Below are 451 nucleotides of genomic sequence, written 5' to 3'. Positions count from 1 at the left end.
GCCCAGGAGGGCCTGAAGGTCATCATCGTCCTCCTGCAGAACCACGGCTTCGCGTCGATCGGCGCATTGTCCGAGTCGCGCGGGTCGCAGCGCTTCGGCACGAAGTATCGGATGCGCAACGCGGCGAGCGGCATGCTCGACGGGCAGGAGATCCCGTTCGACCTGGCCGCGAACGCCGCCTCCTGGGGCGCGAACGTGCTGAAGTGCAACGGCATGGCCGAGTTCCGCGAGAACTACGCCAAGGCTGTCGCCGCCGACACGGCCACAGTGCTGTACATCGAGACCAACCTCTATGGCCCCAACCCGCCCGGATGCGCCTGGTGGGACGTGCCGGTCAGCCAGGTGTCCGAGCTCGAGAGCACGCAGACGGCGTACCAGGAATATGTCACCGAGAAGGCGAGCCAGCGCCACTACCTCTGACGCGACCCGCGAACCGCAGCCACCGACGAGA

The 451-nt window shown here is 67.0% G+C and carries 1 protein-coding gene; it reads left to right on the top strand.

All coding sequences use genetic code 11. The features are described from left to right. The coding region (locus tag VG561_RS21165) for a thiamine pyrophosphate-dependent enzyme (protein ID WP_423179947.1) at positions 1–420 on the top strand (420 nt) is incomplete at its 5' end. Between the last annotated feature and the right edge of the window lie 31 nt (positions 421–451).

Source organism: Stenotrophomonas sp. CASM110, from assembly GCF_049384345.1.
Classification (GTDB): Bacteria; Pseudomonadota; Gammaproteobacteria; order Xanthomonadales; family Xanthomonadaceae; genus Stenotrophomonas; species Stenotrophomonas muris.
The sequence above is the reverse complement of the archived record's forward strand: the minus strand, read 5'-3'. Positions and strand labels throughout refer to the sequence as shown.